Source organism: Pararhizobium qamdonense (assembly GCF_029277445.1).
Taxonomy (GTDB): domain Bacteria; phylum Pseudomonadota; class Alphaproteobacteria; order Rhizobiales; family Rhizobiaceae; genus Pararhizobium; species Pararhizobium qamdonense.
Genome location: NZ_CP119566.1, coordinates 2,627,363 through 2,643,898 on the forward strand (window position 1 = coordinate 2,627,363; position 16,536 = coordinate 2,643,898).

A 16,536-nucleotide genomic window follows, 5' to 3' on the forward strand; every position below is an offset into this window, starting at 1 on the left:
AAGCCGATGAGCCTTGATACGACCGAAGACAAGATCGATGTCCGTGAAGGCCTCGTTCACTCCGCTATTCCCGCAGACGAACTGGCGCGCCTGAGCGATGATGTGATTTCTGCGCTGAAGACGGTCTATGACCCGGAAATCCCCGCAGATATTTTCGAACTGGGGCTGATCTACAAGATCGATATCGAAGATGACCGCATGGTCAAGATCGCCATGACGTTGACCGCCCCCGGCTGCCCCGTTGCCGGCGAAATGCCGGGATGGGTGGAAAATGCCGTCAGTTCCGTCGAAGGCGTATCGGGCGTCGAAGTGTCGATGACCTTCGATCCGCCGTGGACGCCGGACCGCATGTCGGAAGAGGCGCAAGTTGCGGTCGGCTGGTACTGATCGCGTATTGATCCCTTAACCGGTGCGCATTACATTCTGGACTCGGAAAGCATCAGGCCTTGAACCTGGTGGCTACAAGGAGAACGGCCGATGGGCTTTGCAATCATGAGTTTGACCGATGCGGCGGCAGGCCGCGTCAAGGCAATCGTCGAAAATGCCGGCGGTGATGCCCAGGGTATTCGCGTCGGGATCAAGAAGGGCGGCTGCGCCGGCATGGAATATGCCATCGACATGGTGACCTCGGCGAACCCGAAGGACGATCTGGTCGAACATCAGGGCGCCAAGGTCTGGGTTGCTCCCGAAGCCGTGCTTTACCTGCTCGGAACGCGGATGGACTTCGAAGTCACGACGCTGCGCTCCGGCTTCACCTTCAACAACCCGAACCAGACATCGGCCTGCGGCTGCGGTGAATCCGTCGAACTGAAGCCCGCCGATCTTGCTGCGCTGGCGGCCAAGGGTGACGCGGTGGTTCGCGCCAGCTGAGGCTATCGCTGCGCTCCTGCGGCGCTTGATTCGAATTCAGGAAGAGACTGGTTTGCGCCAGTCTCTTTTTCTGTTTTATGCTTCTCCCAGTGTTGGGCGGAGCGTAACCCGATGACGGCGGCGCAGACAGATTTCCTGCAAGCGATCTATGATATCTTTCCGTCCCCCGTCATCCTTGTTGATGCCGGCAGCACCATCCTGTCGGTGAATGCGGCGGCGATCGAGCAGTTCGGTTATGCCGCCGAGGCGCTGACCGGTGGTCCGGCGCATCGTCTCTTTGCGAGCGGACATGAGGTTGAAGCCTGCCTTTGCCAGAGCGTGGAGGGTCTTCACAAGGCGCGGTTTTCCGAAGCGGTCCATCGTTTCAGCCGCCGCGACGGCACGGTGTTCGAAGCCCGGCTGCGTGTCGCGCCCATCGTCGATGCGGATGGCGTCAGGCGTGGGTCTGCCGCTATTATCCACGACATCCGCGATCTCCCAGCCAATCTGGAACCTCACCGCGCGCACCGCACTGCCGGCGATATTCTCGAGACCGCGCTGCAGGCTATTCCGGAGGGGTTTGCGATCTTCGACCGGGATGAGCGGATCATCATCTATAACGATGCCTATCGACAGATTTGCGGCGCAGCGGGACCAAGGCTCAAAATCGGCATGACGGCCGAAGAGATCGTGCTCGCCGTCTACGAGGTGGGATATTATCCCAGCGCGCCCGTCGGGTCGCCAAAGGCAAAAGCCTGGCTTGAGAACCGGATGCGGGCTTTTCGCAACCCGGGCGGCGATCACCAGATCTTTCCCTATGGCGACGGCCGCTGGCTGCGGGTGGAGGACTTCAAGACGGAAGACGGCTACACCGTTGCGCTTCGCATCGACGTCACCGATCTGAAACGGGCTGAAATCGCACTGGAGCGGCAAAGGCTCGAATATTATTCGCTGGTGCAGAATATTCCCGATGTCATCAGCCGTGTCGCTCCCGATCTTACCTATACGTTTGTCAACGACCGCTATGCGAAGCTCGCCGGCATGGCCGCCGATGCGCTGATCGGACGGCAGCTGCTCGATTTTGTTCCGGGAGAGGACCGGGCAAACCTGGCCGCGCTGCTCAAAAACCTTTCGATAGACGAGCCGCTGTCCACACGCGAACAGCACCGGAAATTGCCCGATGGGTCCGATCTCTGGCTGTTCTGGTCGAATATCGCGCTGTACGAACGCGGTGAGCTGATCGAATATGTCACTGTCGGCCGCGATATCACCGAGTTGAAATTGCAGCAGCAGCGCATCGCCCGGCAGAGCGCCGAACTGGAGCGCAAGAACGCGGCTCTCAACCATTTCACCGGTACGGTGTCGCACGACCTGAAGGCGCCGCTGCGGCATATGTCGATGTTTTCCGAGATGATCAGCGAGGATGTGGCCAGCGGCAATCTAGAGGAGATCCCGGTCTATGCCGGCCATCTGCGCCAGGGTGCGCGGCGGATGTACCAGCTGATCGACAGCCTGCTCGACTACGCCCAGATCGCCGATGAAATCGGCAGCTGGCAGGTGGTCTCGATGACCGAGGTGATCTCAGAGACCATCCTCAATCTCGACAGTTTCATTCGCGAGGCCGACGCCACGATCGATGTTCAGGCATTGCCGCAGCTGAAAGGCGATACGGAACTGCTGAAGCGTCTTTGCCAGAACCTGATCGGCAATGCCATCAAGTACCGCCGCAAGGATGTGAAACCGGTGATCCGGATTTACGCGGAAACGGACGGAGGCACGATCCGGGTGATCTTCGAGGACAATGGCATCGGCGTCGATCCACGCTTCGCTAAGAAAATTTTCGACGTCTTCCAGCGCCTCCACCGGGATGAAAGTGTCTATCCGGGCACAGGCATCGGACTGGCGCTGGCCAAACGGATCGCCGAGAGCCACGGCGGCTCCATCGCGCTCGACACGTCATTCACGCAAGGGGCGCGCTTCGTTCTGCTGCTTCCGGACCAGTCTGAGGGCGTTTGAACGGCACATGCCCGATTGGGGCGCGTCGAGCGTCCATCAGGAGACTGACAAAATCAGTTGCCGGCTTTTTGTAGGTCATTTGGGACACTACGCGAACCCCAATCCCCCGTCGTTCCTATGCTCGCACAGACATAAATTCAGCTCAAATTATTGAAATTAAATAGTTTTTTAACCCGACGGACGTCGGGTTGCTGGATCCCCGCCACAAGGGCGAGGATGACGGAGAATGGGGTATCGCTCCCACCAGATAATCGTATTCAGCGTCTGTGAGCAAACGGAGGGGTGCACCGTTGAAGAAGGGGCGCCTGGGCACCCCTCCGTTCAATCCTTACTCTGCCGCCTCGGCATAGTCCTCCAGGGGCGGGCAGGTGCAGACCAGGTTGCGGTCGCCGAACACGTTGTCGACGCGGTTGACCGGGGACCAGTATTTGTCGACACGGAAGGCGCCCGGCGGATAGCAGGCCTGTTCGCGCGAATAGGGGCGATCCCACTCGCCGACCAGGTCTTCGACCGTGTGCGGTGCATTCTTCAGCGGGTTGTTCACCCGGTCCATCTTGCCATCCTCGATCGCCTGCGCCTCGGCGCGGATGGCGAGCATGGCATCGCAGAAGCGGTCGAGTTCGGCCTTCGTTTCCGATTCCGTCGGCTCGATCATCAGCGTGCCGGCAACCGGCCAGCTCATGGTCGGCGCGTGGAAGCCGCAGTCGATCAGGCGTTTGGCCACATCATCGACGGTCACCCCGGCGCTTTCGACCAGCGGACGGGTATCGACGATGCACTCATGCGCCACGCGCCCCTTGGCCGACTTGTAGAGCACATCATAGGCGCCCTTCAGCCGTGCCGCGATATAGTTGGCGTTGAGGATCGCCACCTTGGTTGCCTGCGTCAGCCCTTCGCCGCCCATCATCAGGCAGTAGCTCCAGGAGATCGGCAGAATGGAGGCCGAACCGAACGGCGCTGCCGATACCGCACCTTCACCGCCATCGGTTTCGGGATGGCCGGGCAGGTAAGGGGCAAGATGCGCCTTGACACCGATCGGCCCCATGCCAGGACCGCCGCCGCCATGGGGAATGCAGAAGGTCTTGTGCAGGTTGAGATGGCTGACATCGGAGCCGATGTCGCCGGGCCGGGCAAGGCCGACCATGGCGTTCATGTTGGCGCCATCGAGATAGACCTGACCGCCATGCGTATGGACGATGTCGCAGACTTCGCGGACATTTTCCTCAAACACGCCGTGCGTCGATGGATAGGTGATCATGCAGCACGAGAGGTTTTTCCCATACTGCTCTGCTTTTGCACGGAAATCATCCATGTCGATATCGCCGTTATCGCTGACCTTGACGACGACGACCTTCATGCCGGCCATCTGCGCGGACGCCGGATTGGTGCCATGCGCGGAGGTCGGGATCAGGCAGACGTCGCGGTGGCCATCGCCATTGGCAAGATGATAGGCGCGGATCGTCAAAAGTCCGGCATATTCGCCTTGCGCGCCCGAATTGGGCTGCATGGAGACCGCATCATAACCGGTGATCTCGCAGAGCTTCTGGCTGAGATCGGTGATCATGTGGCGGTAGCCTTCGGCCTGATCTGCCGGCACGAAGGGGTGGATTTCGGCGAATTCCGGCCAGGTGATGGGCAGCATTTCGGCTGTGGCGTTCAGCTTCATCGTGCAGGAGCCGAGCGGGATCATCGAGCGGTCGAGCGCCAGATCCCGGTCCGACAGCCGGCGGATGTAGCGGGTCATCTCGCTTTCCGCACGGTTCATATGGAAGATCGGATGGGTCAGGTATTCGCTGGTGCGCAACAGCGTTTCGGGAAGGCGGTAACCGGCCTCGAAATCCTCGACCTTGAAATCGCCGCCGAACGCCCGCCAGACGGCTTCCAGCGTGACCGGGCGTGAGCGCTCGTCCAGGCTGATGCCGATCTTGGTGGTACCGATTCGGCGAAGGTTGACTTCTTCCGTCACAGCCGTTTTCAGGATGATGCCCTGAAGCTTGCCGACATCGACCGTAACCGTATCGAAGAACACGTCGGGCTCGACGGCATAGCCGAGCTTTTCAAGCCCAAGCGCCAGAAGCACGGCCTTCTGGTGGACACTCTGGGCGATCGCCTTGATGCCCTTGGGGCCATGGAAGACGGCATACATCGAGGCCATCACGGCAAGGAGAACCTGTGCGGTGCAGATGTTTGACGTCGCCTTTTCGCGGCGGATATGCTGTTCGCGGGTCTGCAGCGACAGGCGGTAGGCACGGTTGCCGCGCGCATCGACCGATACGCCGACGAGACGGCCGGGCATCGAGCGCTTGTAGGCGTCCTTGACGGCCATATAGGCGGCGTGCGGACCACCATAGCCGACGGGAACGCCGAAGCGCTGCGTGCAGCCGATCGCGATATCGGCGCCCATTTCGCCCGGCGACTTCAGGAGCGCCAGCGCCAGCGGATCGGCGGCGACGGTTGCGATTGCACCCGTCTGGTGCAGCCGTGCGATCAGGCCGGTGAAATCATGCACATGGCCGTAGGTACCGGGATATTGGAAGACCGCGCCGAAAACATCGACCGGATCGAGATCGGTGAAGGGGTTACCGATGACGATCGACCAGCCGAGCGGCTCGGCGCGCGTTTTCAAAAGCGCGATGGTCTGCGGATGGCAGCCCTCATCGACAAAGAAGGATTTGGCCTTGGACTTTGCCACGCGCTCGGCCATGGCCATGGCTTCGGCCGCGGCGGTTGCCTCATCGAGCAGCGAGGCATTGGCGACGTCGAGACCGGTGAGGTCACAGACCATCGTCTGATAATTTAGCAACGCCTCGAGACGGCCCTGGCTGATCTCGGGCTGGTAGGGCGTATAGGCCGTGTACCAGGCCGGGTTTTCCAGGATGTTGCGCTGGATGACCGGCGGCGTGATCGTGCCGTAATATCCCTGACCGATCAGGGAGACCAGTTTCCTGTTGCGGTTGGCCGTTTCGCGCATCTTGTCGAGCGCCTCGCGCTCGGTCATGGCAGCCCCCCAGGCGAGCGGGGCTTTCTGACGGATCGACGGCGGAACGGTGTCGTCGATCATGGCATCGAGGCTCTGATAGCCGATGACCTTGAGCATCTCGGTCATTTCATCGGGCGAGGGGCCGATATGGCGCCGGTTGGCAAAGTCATACGGCTTGTAATCGGTAAAGGTGAAATCCTTCGGCATGCTCATCAGGCGATCAGCTCCTTATAGGCCGCTTCGTCCAACAGGGCGTTCACGGCAGACGGATCGGACAGTTTCAGCTTGAAGAACCATCCGGCACCCTGCGGGTCGCTGTTGACCAGCGCCGGGTCGTCGACGATCGCCTGGTTGCTCTCGACGATCTCGCCATCAAGCGGACAATAGACATCGGAGGCTGCCTTGACGGATTCGACGGTCGCGGCGGTCGCACCCTTGTCGAGCGCGGTGCCGGCTTCCGGCAGTTCCACGAAGACGAGGTCGCCGAGCTGTTCGGCGGCATGCGCTGTGATGCCGACGGTTGCGATATCACCCTCGATTTTCAGCCATTCGTGTTCATCGGTAAATTTCAGCATGGGTTCAGCTCCTGATCAGCGTTTGTAGGTCGGGGTGACGAAAGGAAGGGCGGCGACGGTGATAGGCAGGTATTTGCCGCGCACCTCCGCGAAAACCTGGGTGCCGTTGGCGGTATGGGCGCTATCGACATAGCCCATGGCGACGGGATGATCGGCGCTGGGGCCAAAGCCGCCGGATGTGACGGCGCCGATGGGTGTCTTGCCGTCCGCGTCGGCAAAGAGTGGCGCGCCGCCGCGAACCGGGGCCTTGCCCTCCGGCTTCAGGCCAACGCGGCGGCGGGTGGCGCCATCGGCAAACTGGCGCAAGATGACACCGGCGCCCGGAAAGCCGCCCGCGCGGGCGCCGCCAGTGCGGCGCGCCTTCTGCATCGCCCATTCGAGGCCAGCCTCGACCGGCGTCGTCGTGGTGTCGATATCATTGCCATAGAGACACAGGCCTGCCTCGAGACGCAGCGAATCGCGGGCGCCAAGGCCGATCGGCATGACATCGGGATGTTCGAGGATGCGGCGGGTCACGTCCTCTGCCGATGCGGCCGGGATCGAGATCTCAAAACCGTCCTCGCCGGTATAGCCCGAGCGCGAAATGATGCAGGGCACGTCGTGCAGATCTGCTTCAACGACATCCATGAAGCGCATGGTGGCGATATCGGCCCAGAGTTCGGCAAGCACGCATTCGGCGCGTGGTCCCTGCAGCGCAATCAGCGCGCGGTCGTCAAGCAGGGTGAGCTCGCACGTGTCGCCGAGATGCTTTTGCAGATGGGAAAAATCGGCCTCTTTGCAGGAGGCGTTGACGACGAGAAACAGATGGTCGCCGCGATTGGCGACCATCAGGTCGTCGAGGATAGTGCCGTCCTCACCGGTCAACAGCGCATAGCGCTGGCGCCCTTCCGCAAGACCGAGAATATCGACCGGCACCAGCTTTTCCAGCGCCAGTGCTGCGTCCTCGATCCGGCCGGATTCTGGCCGCAGGATCACCTGTCCCATATGCGAAACGTCGAAAAGTCCGGCGGCAGCGCGGGTATGCAGATGCTCCTTCATGACGCCGGCGGGATATTGCACCGGCATGTCGTAGCCGGCAAACGGCACCATGCGGGCACCCAGCGACACGTGCAGCGCATGCAGGGGTGTCTGTTTCAAAGGGGAATGTTCGTTCAAGTCCGGCCTCCAGGTCTGGCGCCACGCGCCGGCTCATCTCCACGGCGCATGTTTCTGCGACGTATCCTCGAGCCCCCTCTGTCCCTTTGCCTGAGATTGTTATCCCTTCGGCGAGCGGAAATGCTTCTCTCCAGAGTCCTACCGGCACCTTGCTGGTCCTTTGGCCTGAGAGTTTCCGGGGCGGTTGCTCCTTCGGCACCGGCGCAAACCGGATTCTCCCAACAAGATCGGGTTCAGATAACGGCGATGCCGGCGGCTTGGCAAGTGTAAAATGTCGCGCCCGAACAGATTTTTGTCGTGGCTGTTTTACTGGCAGGAACCTGCGCGAAAAATCAGCCTTTGCTTTTTTTACGGACAGGGGATAACGCAATTTGCGGAGACGGAGATCATCAATGGCGAGAGCCGGGCGGCAGATACGGGTGGCGGTGCGGGTGCTTTCGGCACTGGCGCTCCTGTTCCTGTCCTTTGCCCACCAGCCGGCGTTTGCCCGTCAGATTACGCCATCGATCGCGGCGCAGTATATGCTGCCGGATGGAACGACCGGCGATATCTGCTTCAGTCTGGATGGTGTCAATGGCAAGGACCACGGTTCCTCGCATCAGGGACTGGCACCGGTCTGCGACTATTGCCGGCTGTCTGCCTCGGTCCTTTTGCCGGCACCAGCGGGCGAGGGCTATCTCGTTATCCGCACGGCCTTTCACGTCTCGATCCCAGTGGAGTATGCGGCAGTTTTCGTGCCGAACCCGCGCCTCCTGCCGCAATCGCGCGCACCGCCGGTCTTGCTCTGACGTCTTTCCAAAAATTCCATAGTATCCAGAGCATTCAGCCGCCGTTGCGGCATTGACCGTCCTGCCGGGATTGGCAGGCTCAGGTCCGGAGACAGATCGATGAGACAGACCAGAACAACCCTGCTTGCCCTTGCTTTTTCGCTCGGTGCTGCGGCCTCAGCGCAGGCGCATGCTTCCTTCGAAACCGATGAGGCGGCATCTGAAAGCAGCTTCAAGGCCGTGCTGCAGATCCCGCACGGATGCGACGGCGAGGCGACCACCGAAGTACAGGTCAAGCTTCCGGAAGGCTTCGTTTTTGCCAAGCCGCAGCCAAAAGCCGGCTGGGAGCTGGAGATCATCAAAGGCGATTACCAGAAGAGCTATGACAATCACGGCACGGCGGTGACGTCGGGTCCGCTGGAAATCCGCTGGAAGAACGGCAATCTCTCGGACGACTATTACGACACCTTCGTCATCAGCGGCAAGATTTCCGGCTTTGAGCAGGAAACCCAGCTCGCTTTTCCGGTGACGCAGCTCTGCGGCACGTCAGGTAAAGTCGTCTGGGATGAAATCCCCGCCGAAGGGCAGAGCGCCCATTCGCTGGAACATCCGGCACCAACGGTGACTGTTACGCCCGCAAAGGCCGGGGGCCACGATCACGATGACATGGCTGCGATGGCTGGCATGGCCACCGCGTATGGCGTGCCGGTCAAAGCCGGTTCGCTGGAGATTTCCGGCGGTGCGGTCAAGGCGATGCTGCCGGGCGCCAAGGTCGGCGGCGGTGGTTTCATCATCAAGAATGATGGCAGCGAAGACGATACCTTGCTTTCCGTCGAAAGCCCGGCGGCGGGCCGCGTCGAACTGCATGAAATGACCATGCAGAACGACGTGATGAAGATGCGCAAGCTGGAAGAGGGCATTGCCATTCCGGCCGGCGAAACCGTGACGCTTCAATCGGGTGGCCTGCACCTGATGTTCATGGAGGTGAAGACGCCGTTTGCCGAAGGTGACAACATTCCCGTGACGCTGACCTTCGAGAAGGCTGGCAAGGTCGATTACGTGCTCCAAGCCGGCAAAGCCGGTGGTGCCCGCAAGCACAAGTAAGACCCAGTAAGACCCAGGGGATTTCGAGCGGACCAATGACGGCGCGGGACACCGCGCCGTTACCGTTTGGCGATGAAATCCTGTTCAGTGCCGTCCGTTTCGCCGTCTGCGGCCAATGTCTCGTCGCTTTCCCCGGTTTCCGGCTCGTCCGGGCCGAATTCCATATAGCGGCGGACCACTTCGCCGCGCGTGCCCTGGGGCAGGCGGCTGTGGGAACTCATCAGCATCAGGGAGAGCGATGTCGGGCTGCGAAGGGCGGCGATGGCGGCGTGGGTATTGGCCGCATCCTCCTTCGGCCGGGCCGAAAGCAGGGTGATCGCCTCGTCGGTCGGGCCATCGCCGCTCACGCGTGCGGACGGCTTGAGCGCTTGCGCCGCATAAGCCGCCGTGTTGGCTGACATGGTGACGACCAGGGTCATGAACGATCTGCCCTTGGCGGGCGCTCCCTCGAATAGACAATCGATCGTCGGTTTTAACCCGGCCCGCGTTTCACCCCGGTGAAATCGCGCGGCCGCATTTAAGGCAAATCCTATGGATTAGCTGAGGGAAAAAGGGGGCGCAGACCGCCGGGGAAAGCGCGCGCCCCAAAGGTTCAGGCGTAACGCCGCAAAGACGTAGTGCGCACCGCTACGGCGGTTATGCCGTCGAGTTCGACGCATTTGCCGGCCGGTGCGCGGCACACCGCGCAGACGTCGTGATTGCTTTCCTCATCGGCAAAATGCAGGGCTGCGGCTTCGCTGGCAAACAGTCCGCCGACCCGGCCCAGCCGGTCGTGCACGACCCACCAGCCGTGATGATCGCAGCCGACGGTGAAACGCGGCGTTGCAGACTGTGTGTTGGTGAGGGGATATCGACTGCCCATGATCCTTGTTGACCTTCGTGTTGTTGAACGGGTGTTGCTGTTGGCTTTCTGCGCCTCAGGGCAGAAACCCGCTGGCCAGAAGCTGAATGATGCCGGCACAGGCAAAGACGGCAACCAGACGGACGAGGGCGCCTGACAGCGTACTGCGATCTGGCGGTGCCTGCGTGTCTGATGAACTTCGAACGCCCAGCGGCTGCATGACCTGTTCTTCCTGTTGGTTCGTTAAGCTCTTGATTGCCATGATAAAATATGTGCCTTGCCATTGCCGTTCCATGCGTGGCCGGCAGGTTTGTTCTTAAAATCTCATAGGAATTGCCTTTGTGCGGGCGCGGGTTTGCTCAGGACAGGCGCGAGCGCCATGCGGATCGCTGCGGTGGTTTCCGCAACCACCGGCGTCAGCGGCAACCGGACATCGTCGCTGATGCCTCTGAGCAGGCTGAGACCGTATTTGATGCCCGCTGCTCCGGGTTCACGTTCCAGCGCCTGAAACAGCGGGGCGAGGCGCTCCTGCAGGCTCTGTGCCGATCGCTGGTTTCTGGTGGCGAGCGCCTGATGCAGCGCAACGGTCAATCGTGGCACCAGATTGGCGGCGGACGAAATCACCCCACGGCCACCCATGAGCGTGAAGGGCATGGCGGTCAGATCATGGCCGGAATAGAGCGCGAAACGCTGCCGCAGGGCGGCGGGCATAGGTACAAGCCTTGCAATATCTCCTGTTTCATCGGCGATACCGATGATCTGTTCGAGGCCTGCCAGGCGCTCCAGTGTCCGGGAAGACAGATCGATGGCCGTGCGCTGCGGTGCGACGCCGATGATCAGCGGCAGGTCGACCCGATCGGCGATCGCCTGATAATGGCGAAACAGGCCTTCCTGAGACGGCTTGCTGTAATAGGGCGTCACCACATAGGCCGCCGCCGCTCCCATATTCTTCGCCTCTGCCGTACGCGCGACCGTCGTTTCCGTGCAGTTGGTGCCCGTGCCGGCAAAAACCGGGACGCGGTTGTCGGCAACGGCAACGGCAAACCTGATTAGCCGCGTCCGCTCGTCATCGTTTAGAGCCCAGGGTTCACCGGTGGGTCCGGCGACGAGAAGACCGGAGATGCCGCTGTTGATCTGCCATTCGGCGAGGTCGGCGAAGGCGGCTTCGTCGATCTGGTCGCCCTGAAAGGGTGTGATGAGATCACAGATTGCGCCTTGCGGCATGGGCCGCGCGTTTCCACTCATTTTCCAAGTTCCTGTTGCACAGCGGCTTTGCTCCACTTTTGGCGCACAAACCGTGAGGATGTGCGGATGGCGCTGCCCAAAAGCGCGATGAGGACGGCGGCCGGGGGATCGCGATGGCCGGCTTGCGTGAACCTGCACCGGCGTGCGCGGTCAAGGCCACCGTAGGCGGACACGGTGGCCGTCCAGCAATCGCCATGCGGCTCGAGATCGCTGAGGTCGCGGGCGGGAGTACAGGCATGTGCGAGAAGGCGAAGGGCGGCGGTAAAGGCTTCCTTCTCCATCAGACGGCGCAACTCCGGCGATTGCTTGATATCCTCGGGCAGGCCAGCCGTTTCAGGTAGAATGCGCACGGCTTCCCAGACATGGTGTTCGCGCAGAACCCGCGCTGCGCCAACGCGGTCCATCAGGCTCGCGAGTGCTGCCTGCGCGGCCATTCCTTCGAAAAGACCTGTGGTTGCGGCAGGCTGTCCCGATAGCGTGGCCATGTCTCAGGCAATGACCAGAAGGACGCCAATACCGGCAAGCGAGAGAAAGATCGCTGCCGCGTTCAAGAAGGCCGTCAGACGGGCGCGGCGCTGCCTGCGGGAGGGTGATGAAGCGTCAGGCCGCGATCGGCTGGACCGCCCGATTTTGAGCGCTGAAAGATGGGTGGGATGAAGGTGAGGCATAAGCATCGTGGCAGTGACCTGTTTCGGATGCCTGAAGACTAGGGGCTTGCCGCATTGGAAATCCATCCCAGGACAGGGGCCAAGAGATAAAGGTTTCATAGGGGAACGAAGGAACGGCGGATCGTCCAAGCTGCGTCTTTCCCGCAACGGCGGATCACTATGTGGTGACCAGACGGCAAACTTGGTGCTGGAAGCGGCATGTCCCGTTGGAAAGGCAGAGGATTGGTTGCATAAGGAATTTGATCCGATTCCTCAGCGATGAAGACGCGTGGCGCACTGCTTGTCTGGTGCCTCTGCGGTCTGCGTCCTCCAGATGGGCCGGACGATATTGCTGAAATAGCGAATGATGGGGCTCATGACGACCGATCACAGTTTTTCCCGCCGCGGTTTTCTCGGCGTTCTTGCGGCAGGCACGCTTGCCGGCTGTTCCACAACAATGCCGGGCGGCTCTGCGCCAATGCCTGCGCGGATCACCCGCCCGATCGGGCCACCGTCCGATGCCGAACTTCAGGTCATGTACGGCCCGGTCGAAGACGGCGGCTATCTGATCCCGGCCATTCCCTATCAGCAGATCGATCCGCAATTCTACCGCCAGCGCGTGGCCGACCGCACAGGCGAAGCACCCGGCACCGTCGTCGTCGATACGCCGTCGCGGCTGCTTTATGTGATCGAGCCCGGTGGCACCGCCATGCGCTACGGCGTTGGTATCGGCCGTGACGGCTTTGCCTGGCAGGGTGACGGTATCATCCACTGGCGCCAGGCCTGGCCGCGCTGGAAGCCGCCGAACGAAATGGTGGCGCGCCAGCCGAGCCTTGCCAAATATTCGATCGCCAATGGCGGCATGGAGCCGGGGCTGAAAAATCCGCTCGGTGCCCGGGCGCTTTATATCTTCCAGAACGGCGAAGACACGCTCTACCGGCTGCACGGCAATCCGGAATGGAAATCGATCGGCAAGGCGGTATCGTCGGGCTGCGTGCGGCTGATGAACCAGGACGTGATCGACCTCTATCAGCGCGTTCCTGCAAAAGCCAAGATCGTCGTCTACCAGTAAGCCCTTGGGAGGCGGGTGCAACCGCACCTGCCTCCTGAAACGGGAGCGCCGATATTAACCGGACGCTAACCGCAATATCGGATTCTGCGATAATTAAATCAGTGATCGTCCTGATTTGACACGTCCGACAAAACTTTGGCACGATTTGCAGCGATAGACGCTTTCATGAATTCTCGGCTTGCCCTTCATCGCGCCTCCAAGCGCATCCGCTCTGCCCGCACATTCGTGTCGCGGACATTGGCAGCGCTTGCGCTTGGCGTTGCGCTGTCAGGCTGCATGGCGCTCGACGATCTCTCCGAGGCGCCGCCGAAACTCTCGGGCAAGATGATCGCCGAGATGTCGAAGAAGGGCATGAAACCGGAAAGCCCGGTCCTGGTGCGGATCTTCAAGCAGGAAAGCGAGCTGGAAGTCTGGAAGGTCAACAAATCCGGCGCTTACGCGCTTTTGAAGACCTATCCGATCTGCCGCTGGTCGGGCGAACTCGGGCCGAAGACCAAAGTGGGCGACCGGCATGCGCCCGAAGGCTTTTATCATGTCTCGGCCGGTATGCTGAACCCCAACTCGCAATTCTACGTCTCCTTCAACCTCGGCTACCCCAACCGGCTGGAATCGGCGCTTGGCTATACCGGCGAGGCGCTGATGGTGCATGGCGCCTGCTCATCGTCGGGCTGCTATGCGATGACCGACCAGGGTGTGGGCGAAATCTATGCGATCGTGCAGAAGGCGCTGTCGGGCGGCCAGGAGAAATTCCAGGTTCAGGCCTATCCGTTCCGCATGACGGCGCAGAACATGACCAGCCATCGCGGCGATCCGAACATGCCGTTCTGGCGCACGATGAAGGAAGGTTACGACGCCTTCGAGGTGACGCGCCGCCAGCCGAAGGTTTCGGTCTGCGAACGCCGTTACGTCTTCAACAAGGAATTCGAGGGCGGCGAACCAGCCGATCCGCTCGCGGCATGCCCACCCGCCGTCAACCAGCTCGAGCCGCAGGCGATGGCAAAAATCCAGGCGGAAGAGCGCAAGCTCGACACGGCGGTGACAAGCTCCATTCCGGCAAGCTCGACGCTTAGCGCCTATTCCGACGGCGGCATGCATCCGAGTTTTCGTGCGCTCCTGAAGGCGCAGGGTCCGAAAAAACTGGCCGCCAGCATTTCGGGCACCAAATACCCGATCAGCCGCCCGGAAGCGGCGCTTGCGGACCCTTTTGACGGGCGATAAAACTTTTAAGCGATATAAAGGCAGGCGCGCGCGTTTTCGCGCTGTTTTGTTTCGGCCTGCCGCCAGCGTCTGCTATTCCATTTTTCATTGCCATCAGGTCCATTGCAAATGCTTGCTCTCGCACGCAGATGGCCTATCTTCACAGTCACGACAACGCTTCGGCGGGAGCCCCATGGCCAACGACCCCTACAAGACACTCGGCGTGGCGAAGACCGCAACGCAAAAAGAAATTCAGAGCGCCTATCGCAAGCTTGCCAAAAAGCTGCATCCCGACCTTAACCCCGGTGACAAGAGTGCCGAGGATCGTTTCAAGACGGTCTCCGAGGCCTATTCCATCCTCGGCGACGAGGACAAGCGGGCCCGTTTCGACAAGGGCGAAATCGATGGCGCGGGAACCGAGCAGGCGCCGCGGAACTATTACCGCGAATATGCCGGCGCCCCCGGCGGCGACGCGCGTTACCAGAACAGCAGCGGATTTTCCGATTTCACCGATACCGACGATATCTTAACCAGCTTCTTTTCACGGCGAGGGCCAATGCGCGCCAAGGGCAGGGATCTGCAATTCTCCATGGAGGTGAATTTCCTCGATGCGGTCAACGGCTCGAAGGAAAAGATCACGCTGCCGGATGGAGCCGTGCTCGATCTGCAGGTGCCGCCGGGCACGCAGGAAGGCCAGACGCTGCGGCTGCGCGGCAAGGGTGACCCTGGCGCAGGCGGCGGCCCGGCCGGCGATGCGCTGATCGAGATCCATGTCCGGCCGCATCCCATCTTCACCCGCGACGGCGACGATATCCGCATCGACATGCCGATTTCGCTGCGCGAAGCGATCCTCGGCGGCAAGGTCAATGTTCCCACCATATCCGGCAGCGTCATGCTGACCCTGCCGCCCCATTCCAACACCGGCAAGACGCTGCGGCTCAAGGGCAAGGGCGCCGCCAAGCGCGGCGGCGGCAATGGCGATCAATATATCACGCTGAAGATCATGCTGCCGGAGACCGCCGATCCGGACCTGACCGCGTTCGCCACCACCTGGACGGCAGGGCAGGCCCACAATCCTCGCAAAGCCTGGGGAGATTGAGACATGGACCATCTGGAGTTTTGCGAGCGCCTCAGCATCGTTTCCTCCACGCTGACAATATGGATCGACCGGCAATGGATCATTCCGGAAGTGACCGGGCCGGAATTGACCGGGCAGGAATTGACCGGGCAGAACGAGGCGTTCCACGACGCCGATCTGGCGCGCGGCCTGTTGATCCTTGATCTGTCGCAGAGCATGGGCGTCAATCAGGACGGCATCGACGTCATCATGGCACTGGTCGATCAGGTTCACGGCCTGCGCTCTAAACTGCACGCGCTGACCGATGCGGTCCGCGAACAGGACGGTGATGTTGCCCGCAGTGTGGTGAGGAAGCTTGAGGGCATGCGCTAACTGCTCGGCACTATGACGTCACGCCTCATCCGGCATGACGGGAGGAGTTTTCAATGCGGCATATCTACAGCCTCGATCATTTCGCACTTTTGGTTCGTGACCTTGAGCGCAGCGTCGCCTTTTACACCGATATTCTCGGCTTTACCCCGATCGAGCGCTCCGGCAGCGCCAACGTCGCCTGGCTGACCATCGGCGGCCTCGACACGATCCACCTGATCGAGGGCGATTTTGGCGCGACGCACCTCACCAAGGACACGCATTTTGCACTCCGCATCGATGATCTCGACGCCTTCGTTACGGATATCGCCGCCAAAGGCGTGACGTTTTATGACTGGCCGGGGAATTTGGGGAAGATCGGCGTGCGGCGCGACGGGTTCCGGCAGGCGTATCTGCAGGACCCGGATGGGTATTGGATCGAGATCAACGATCACACGCAGGCGGTTGCGGAGTGAGCGTTGCCTCTCCCCTTGCGGGAGAGAAAGAAAAATCAGCATCTTAGCTTCAGCTAAGTGCTAGATTTTTCAGGTGAGGGGGTGTTTGTGCGCCCATGCCTCCCCCCTCTCTTGCAATTTCTAACACTTAGCTAAAGCTAAGATGTTGAAATTGCTTTCTCCCCCGCCGAGGGGGAGATATGCTTG

The 16,536-nt window shown here is 61.0% G+C and carries 18 protein-coding genes and 1 riboswitch; of the genes, 11 read left to right on the forward strand and 7 right to left on the reverse strand.

The genetic code is table 11. The annotated features are described in order from the left end of the window. Positions 1–6 precede the first annotated feature (6 nt). From PYR65_RS12625 to PYR65_RS12635, 3 genes are all read left to right on the forward strand, one after another. A complete protein-coding gene (locus PYR65_RS12625) occupies positions 7–387 on the forward strand; it encodes an SUF system Fe-S cluster assembly protein (RefSeq protein WP_060641017.1) in 381 nt (126 codons plus the stop codon). 90 nt (positions 388–477) lie between these two features. Further along, positions 478–870 (forward strand): Fe-S cluster assembly scaffold SufA, encoded by a 393-nt coding sequence (sufA, locus tag PYR65_RS12630; protein WP_060640910.1) that lies wholly within the window; start codon positions 478–480, stop codon positions 868–870. A gap of 111 nt (positions 871–981) precedes the next feature. After that, on the forward strand, positions 982–2,865 hold the full coding sequence (locus tag PYR65_RS12635; protein ID WP_276118229.1) for a PAS domain S-box protein: 1,884 nt from the start codon (positions 982–984) through the stop codon (positions 2,863–2,865). Positions 2,866–3,193: 328 nt separating this feature from the next. Here PYR65_RS12635 and gcvP read toward each other — a convergent pair whose 3' ends face one another. The 3 genes from gcvP to gcvT are packed head-to-tail and all read right to left on the reverse strand — an operon-like array spanning position 3,194 to position 7,575. Continuing rightward, positions 3,194–6,058 carry an aminomethyl-transferring glycine dehydrogenase gene (gene gcvP / locus PYR65_RS12640; protein ID WP_276118230.1) on the reverse strand — a complete coding sequence of 955 codons (2,865 nt, stop codon included), beginning with the start codon at positions 6,056–6,058 and terminating at the stop codon, positions 3,194–3,196. Continuing rightward, positions 6,058–6,420 (reverse strand): glycine cleavage system protein GcvH, encoded by a 363-nt coding sequence (gene gcvH, locus PYR65_RS12645; RefSeq protein ID WP_060640913.1) that lies wholly within the window; start codon positions 6,418–6,420, stop codon positions 6,058–6,060. The genes gcvP and gcvH overlap by 1 nt, the downstream gene beginning before the upstream one ends. Positions 6,421–6,435: 15 nt before the next feature. Continuing rightward, positions 6,436–7,575, reverse strand: coding sequence for a glycine cleavage system aminomethyltransferase GcvT (gene gcvT / locus PYR65_RS12650; protein ID WP_276118231.1), 1,140 nt, complete (start codon positions 7,573–7,575; stop codon positions 6,436–6,438). 143 nt (positions 7,576–7,718) lie between these two features. Further along, positions 7,719–7,806: riboswitch (glycine riboswitch) on the reverse strand. 161 nt (positions 7,807–7,967) lie between these two features. On the opposite strand from gcvT, the gene PYR65_RS12655 reads away from it, so the two are divergent. Together PYR65_RS12655 and PYR65_RS12660 are read left to right on the forward strand one after the other, a co-directional pair. Then, positions 7,968–8,363 (forward strand): DUF2946 family protein, encoded by a 396-nt coding sequence (locus PYR65_RS12655; RefSeq protein WP_276118232.1) that lies wholly within the window; start codon positions 7,968–7,970, stop codon positions 8,361–8,363. Positions 8,364–8,462: 99 nt separating this feature from the next. Beyond that, the gene (locus PYR65_RS12660) at positions 8,463–9,446 is read left to right on the forward strand and encodes a DUF1775 domain-containing protein (RefSeq protein ID WP_276118233.1); all 984 of its coding nucleotides are present in this window, start codon (positions 8,463–8,465) and stop codon (positions 9,444–9,446) included. 59 nt (positions 9,447–9,505) lie between these two features. On the opposite strand, the gene PYR65_RS12665 is transcribed toward PYR65_RS12660, so the two are convergent. Both PYR65_RS12665 and PYR65_RS12670 read right to left on the reverse strand, forming a co-directional pair. Then, complete coding sequence (locus PYR65_RS12665; protein WP_276118234.1) at positions 9,506–9,865, reverse strand: hypothetical protein; 360 nt, start codon at positions 9,863–9,865, stop codon at positions 9,506–9,508. A gap of 173 nt (positions 9,866–10,038) precedes the next feature. Beyond that, the gene (locus tag PYR65_RS12670) at positions 10,039–10,308 is read right to left on the reverse strand and encodes a hypothetical protein (RefSeq protein WP_276118235.1); all 270 of its coding nucleotides are present in this window, start codon (positions 10,306–10,308) and stop codon (positions 10,039–10,041) included. On the opposite strand from PYR65_RS12670, the gene PYR65_RS12675 reads away from it, so the two are divergent. Next, positions 10,307–10,444, forward strand: coding sequence for a hypothetical protein (locus PYR65_RS12675; RefSeq protein WP_276118236.1), 138 nt, complete (start codon positions 10,307–10,309; stop codon positions 10,442–10,444). The genes PYR65_RS12670 and PYR65_RS12675 overlap by 2 nt on opposite strands. 167 nt (positions 10,445–10,611) lie before the next feature. On the opposite strand, the gene dapA is transcribed toward PYR65_RS12675, so the two are convergent. Beyond that, positions 10,612–11,532: a 4-hydroxy-tetrahydrodipicolinate synthase gene (gene dapA / locus PYR65_RS12680; protein ID WP_276118237.1), complete on the reverse strand. Its 921-nt coding sequence runs from the start codon at positions 11,530–11,532 to the stop codon at positions 10,612–10,614. Continuing rightward, positions 11,529–12,017 (reverse strand): hypothetical protein, encoded by a 489-nt coding sequence (locus PYR65_RS12685; protein ID WP_276118238.1) that lies wholly within the window; start codon positions 12,015–12,017, stop codon positions 11,529–11,531. The genes dapA and PYR65_RS12685 overlap by 4 nt, the downstream gene beginning before the upstream one ends. Positions 12,018–12,555: 538 nt before the next feature. On the opposite strand from PYR65_RS12685, the gene PYR65_RS12690 reads away from it, so the two are divergent. The 5 genes from PYR65_RS12690 to PYR65_RS12710 all read left to right on the forward strand — a co-directional run bounded on the left by PYR65_RS12690 (position 12,556) and on the right by PYR65_RS12710 (position 16,350). Beyond that, positions 12,556–13,251, forward strand: coding sequence for a L,D-transpeptidase (locus tag PYR65_RS12690; protein ID WP_276118239.1), 696 nt, complete (start codon positions 12,556–12,558; stop codon positions 13,249–13,251). Positions 13,252–13,416: 165 nt separating this feature from the next. Next, entirely contained in the window at positions 13,417–14,469 is a 1,053-nt protein-coding gene (locus PYR65_RS12695) for a L,D-transpeptidase family protein (protein ID WP_276118240.1), read from the forward strand. A 172-nt stretch (positions 14,470–14,641) separates the two neighbouring features. Then, a complete protein-coding gene (locus PYR65_RS12700) occupies positions 14,642–15,547 on the forward strand; it encodes a J domain-containing protein (protein WP_276118241.1) in 906 nt (301 codons plus the stop codon). A 3-nt stretch (positions 15,548–15,550) separates the two neighbouring features. Then, a complete protein-coding gene (locus PYR65_RS12705) occupies positions 15,551–15,898 on the forward strand; it encodes a chaperone modulator CbpM (RefSeq protein WP_276118242.1) in 348 nt (115 codons plus the stop codon). Between the two features lie 53 nt (positions 15,899–15,951). Beyond that, positions 15,952–16,350 (forward strand): VOC family protein, encoded by a 399-nt coding sequence (locus PYR65_RS12710; RefSeq protein ID WP_276118243.1) that lies wholly within the window; start codon positions 15,952–15,954, stop codon positions 16,348–16,350. Positions 16,351–16,536 lie beyond the last annotated feature (186 nt).